Annotated in this window: 4 protein-coding genes; all 4 read right to left on the minus strand. The window is 65.3% G+C overall.

Features of this window, described 5'->3' with window-relative positions; translation table 11 throughout:
* Positions 1 to 92 precede the first annotated feature (92 nt).
* The 4 genes from AC07SU_RS20130 to AC07SU_RS20145 are packed head-to-tail and all read right to left on the minus strand — an operon-like array spanning position 93 to position 4,666.
* Positions 93 to 1,286: a CaiB/BaiF CoA transferase family protein gene (locus AC07SU_RS20130; protein WP_494998024.1), complete on the minus strand. Its 1,194-nt coding sequence runs from the start codon at positions 1,284 to 1,286 to the stop codon at positions 93 to 95.
* A gap of 9 nt (positions 1,287 to 1,295) precedes the next feature.
* The gene (locus tag AC07SU_RS20135) at positions 1,296 to 2,645 is read right to left on the minus strand and encodes an MmgE/PrpD family protein (RefSeq protein ID WP_494998025.1); all 1,350 of its coding nucleotides are present in this window, start codon (positions 2,643 to 2,645) and stop codon (positions 1,296 to 1,298) included.
* A gap of 10 nt (positions 2,646 to 2,655) precedes the next feature.
* Positions 2,656 to 3,819, minus strand: coding sequence for an acyl-CoA dehydrogenase family protein (locus AC07SU_RS20140; protein ID WP_494998026.1), 1,164 nt, complete (start codon positions 3,817 to 3,819; stop codon positions 2,656 to 2,658).
* A gap of 28 nt (positions 3,820 to 3,847) precedes the next feature.
* A complete protein-coding gene (locus AC07SU_RS20145) occupies positions 3,848 to 4,666 on the minus strand; it encodes an HTD2 family dehydratase (protein WP_494998027.1) in 819 nt (272 codons plus the stop codon).
* Between the last annotated feature and the right edge of the window lie 169 nt (positions 4,667 to 4,835).

The raw sequence follows: 4,835 nt of genomic DNA on the forward strand, positions 1-4,835 counted from the left end.
CCCCCCCCCCCCCCCCCCCCCCCCCCCCCCCCCCCCCCCCCCCCCCCCCCCCCCCCCCCCCCCCCCCCCCCCCCCCTACAGGGGGGGGCGGGTCAGATGACGCCGCGGGTTTTCAGGGTTTCGATGGCTTCGGCGCTGTAACCGAGCCTGTCGAGGATGGCCTGGCTGTGCTGCCCCAGTGCCGGTACGGCGTCCATGCGCGGGGTGAACGCCGCGTTGCGTGCCGGCGGCAGCAGCGAAGGCAACGGCCCGGCCGGGCTATCAACCTCACGCCAGCTGTCGCGGGCCTTGAGCTGCGGGTGCTCCCACACGCCTTGCATGTCGTTGACCCGCGCACTGGCGATCTGCGCGTCTTCCAGGCGCTGGATCACCGCCTCGGCATCCAGTTGCGCAAAGCGGTCGACGATGATCTGGCGCAGCACCTCGCGGTTGGCCGAACGCTTGAAATTCGCCGAGAAACGCTCATCCGTCGCCAGCTCCGGCGTGAGCAGCACCTTGTCGCAGAACGCCGCCCACTCGCGTTCATTCTGCAAACCGAGCATCACAGTGCCGCCGTCACCGGTGGGAAACGGCCCATAGGGGTAGATCGTCGAATGCGCAGCGCCCGCACGCGGTGGCTGCGGCGCGCCGTCGAACGCGTAGTACATCGGGTAGCCCATCCACTCCACCAGGCTTTCCAGCATGCTCACGTCGATGCGGCTGCCCTTGCCGGTTTTGCCGCGCAGCAGCAAGGCCGAGAGGATGCCGCTGTAGGCGTACATGCCCGCCGAGATGTCGGCGATGGAACAACCGGCCTTGGCCATCTGGTCTTCACCCGGCCCCCCCGTCACCGACAGAAAGCCGCCTTCGCTCTGGATCAGCAGGTCATAGGCCTTCTTCTTTTCATACGGCCCGCCTTCGCCATAACCGGAAATGTCGCAGACAATCAGCCGCGGAAAACGCTCATGCAGCGCCTCGAACGACAGGCCCATGCGTGCCGCCGCGCCGGGCGCCAGGTTCTGCACCAGCACGTCGGCGTCGCCCAGCAGGGTCTCGAGAATAGCGCCCGCCTCGTCCTGCTTGAGGTCCAGGGCCAGGCTTTCCTTGGAGCGGTTGGTCCACACGAAATGCGAGGCCAGGCCGCGCACGCGTTCGTCGTAGCCCCGGGCAAAGTCGCCGGCGCCCGGGCGCTCGACCTTGATCACCCGCGCCCCCAGGTCCGCCAATTGGCGGGTGCAGAATGGTGCGGCAATCGCATGTTCCAGGCTGACGACGGTGATGCCGTCCAGTGGTCGTTGGTTAGTCATGATGATCCCTCAAAGCCAATCGGCCATGGACGCGGCGTTGCGCAAATCCCAGACCTTCTCGATCAAGGCGCTGGCCTGGGCCGGCGTGCGGGCCGCGCTGAAGTGGGTGAGGCGCTGGAACTTGTCCGCCAGCTCGGCACGGCTCAGGGTGTTGCCCGGGTCGCCCTTGGGTTCGTCGATGGCACCACGCAGCGTGCGGCCATCCGTGGTGGTGACCGTGACGCGGCCGAGCCAGCGCTGGGGGTAGGCGCCGTCGACTTCGGGGTCGAGGGTCATGCTGACCTTGTCGCGAAAGGTAGCGACAGCCGGGTCGTTCAACGCCCGTTCGTGAAACTCGGTGAGGCCCGCCTTGCCATGCACGGCGATCAGGCCAAGCACGGTGCCCATGGAGAACTTGGCCTGATGCACAGAGGCCGGCACCTTCACCCGGCCGAGCACGTCGATGGCGCCTTGGTGCACGTGGGTTTGCACGCGAACAATCTGCTCGGCGTGCAGGCCTTCGCGCTGCATCAGGTCCAGCAAGGCATCGGCGGCCGGATGGGTGTGGCGGCACGAAGCGTGGAACTTGAACGAGGTTTCCAACAGCGCCCAACGGCTGCCGAGGTTGGCGGACAGCTTGGCAGGTTCGGCATCCGTGGACATGCCTGCGGCCAACCCTTGATCACCTTCAAGAATGTTGCGCGCACCGGTCAGCCCGTCGGCCGTCAGGTAAGCGGCCAGCAGACCATCCGCCGCTGCCTTGGCGGTGTGCAGTTGCTTGGAGTCGGCGGCATCACGCAGGAACTCCCACAGCCCAGCCGCCTGGGTGCCGGCGCTGCCGAGCAGGTTGATGAATTGTTCTTCGTTGAAATCCAGCAGCTTGCCCACCGCCACAGCGGCGGCGAGCGTGCCGACAGTGGCCGTGGTGTGGAAGATGCGGTAGTGGGAACGCCCCATGAATTCGCCGATGCGAATACCCGCCTCATAACCGGCCACCGATGCCAGCAGCAGGTCGCGGCCGGATTTGCCGAGGTCTTGTGCTGCGGCCAACGCCGCCGGAAACACCACGGTGGCCGGGTGCAGCACCGAGCTGTTGTGCAGGTCGTCCTGCTCCACCAGGTGGGATGAGGCACCGTTGACCAGCGCAGCAAAATAGGCGCTGCTGCTGCCGCCACTGACGATCACTTGGGCTGGGCCACTGGCAGGGCCCATCTTCTGCGCATAACGTTCGAACAACGGGATCGGGTGCGCACCTTTACTGGCCAGAGCTGAAGCCAGCCAGTCCAGGTAAAGGTCTTCGGTGCGCGCCAGCACGTTTTCAGGCAGTTGCGCGTAATTGAGCTCCGCGAGGAACCGGCACAGCGCTTGGGTATGGCTCATGGTCGGCCCCTCAGAAGCTGCGTGGCAGTTCGAGCAGGTGCTCGGCCACGTAGGACAGGATCAGGTTGGTGGAGATCGGCGCCACCTGGTACAGGCGGGTCTCGCGGAATTTGCGTTCCACGTCGTACTCGCAGGCAAAGCCGAAACCGCCGTGGGTTTGCAGGCAGGCGTTGGCCGCTTCCCAGGACGCCTTGGCCGCCAGGTACTTGGCCATGTTGGCGCTGGCCCCGGCATTACGGCCGCTGTCGTATTCCTCGCAGGCACGCCAGCGCATCAGGTCGGCCGCTTCGATTTCGATATGGGCTTCGGCAATCGGGAACTGCACGCCTTGGTTCTGCCCGATGGGCCGGCCAAACACCACGCGGTCGCGGGCATAGGCGCTGGCTTTTTCGATGAACCAACGGCCGTCACCGATGCATTCGGCGGCGATCAGCGTGCGCTCGGCGTTGAGGCCGTCGAGGATGTACTTGAAGCCCTTGCCCTCCTCGCCAATCAGGCTGTCGGCGGGCAGCTCCAGGTTGTCGAAGAACAGCTCATTGGTTTCGTGGTTGACCATGTTGGCGATGGGCTGCACGGTGAGGCCGTTGCCGCTGGCCTCGCGCAGGTCCACCAGGAAGATCGACATGCCTTCGGATTTTTTCTTCACCTCGGCCAACGGCGTGGTGCGCGCCAACAGGATCATCAGGTCGGAATGCTGGATGCGCGAGATCCACACCTTCTGGCCGTTGATCACGTACTTGTCGCCACGCTTGATCGCGGTGGTCTTGATCTTGGTGGTGTCGGTGCCGGTGGTGGGCTCGGTTACGCCCATCGACTGCAGGCGCAATTCGCCGCTGGCCAGCTTGGGCAGGTAGAAACTTTTTTGTGCTTCGCTGCCATGACGCAGCAGGGTAAACATGTTGTACATCTGACCGTGCACGGTGCCGGAGTTGCCGCCGCAACGATTCACTTCTTCAAGGATCACCGAGGCTTCGGCCAGGCCCAGGCCCGAACCGCCATACTCCTCAGGAATCATCGCCGACAGCCAGCCGGCGTCGGTCAGGGCCTTGACGAAGGCTTCCGGGAAGCCTTTTTCTTCATCGATCTTGCGCCAGTAGGCGGCGTCGAATTCGGCGCACAGGGCACGCACACCTTCGCGGATGGCATTGAGTTCTTCATTGTCATGGGGGTTCATTTACGGCTCTCCGCCTGTTGTTCTCTGATTATTCGAAATGCACGTGTGCGGTCTGCGCCAAGCCATCGCCGTTACCCGCCCACAGCTCGGCAACGCCGGTTTCAGTGATGCGCCCGCCGACTTCAAAAGCCTGCGGCGCGATCAACGGGCGCACACCGCGATAGGCGAAACGGCACAGGGTCTTGTCGGGGTGGGCACGACAGAAGGCGCGCAGGTTCAAGGTGGCGATCAGCGGCCCGTGCACCACCAGCCCGGCGTAGCCTTCGGTGCCGGTCACATAGGGGTAGTCGTAGTGAATGCGATGGCCGTTGAAGGTCACGGCGCTGTAGCGAAACAGCAAGGTGGGGGTGGGCTCGACGGCTTCGCGCCATTCGCCGGCCGCCAGGGCCCCACCACTGCCCTGCTTGGGGGGCGTGGGCTCGCGGTAGACGATGTCCTGTTCTTCGCGGATGGCCAGGCGGCCTTGCTGGGAGTAGTCGTGGCGCACGGTGACGAACAACAGCGAACCGCTGCGACCGGTTTTTTCTTCGACCTGGGTGATGGTGGATACGCGGGTGGCCGCTTCGCCGGCCCGCAGGGGGTGCAGGAATTCGAGACGCCCACCGGCCCACATGCGGTTGCGATTGTCGGCCGGAGGCAGGAAGCCGCCTCGGGCCGGATGGCCGTCGCTGCCCAGCGCTGCTTCTGGCACCGGGTCCTGGAAAAAACACCACTGCCACAGCGGGGGCACGGGCGCGCCGTCTTCAGGCACGGGTTCACCGAACGTGGCGGCAATGCGTTTGAGCAGGTTATGGCTCAAATGGTCGTGGGCGGTTTCGCTTCGGCCGATCCAGTCTGTGACGCTCATCGGGTGCAGGTCCTCTGGCAGTGGGTGTCTGCCCCGGATCATGCAAGCGCGTGCCCGTTCTGAGAATTTGCATTTCAATAAAGCAGCGTTCGGTTATGCTGAACGCCATCTACCCTGTAGGAGCCGGGGGGGGGGGGGGGGGGGGGGGGGGGGGGGGGGGGGGGGGGGG

Source organism: Pseudomonas sp. GW821-FHT05H12 (genome assembly GCF_059419385.1).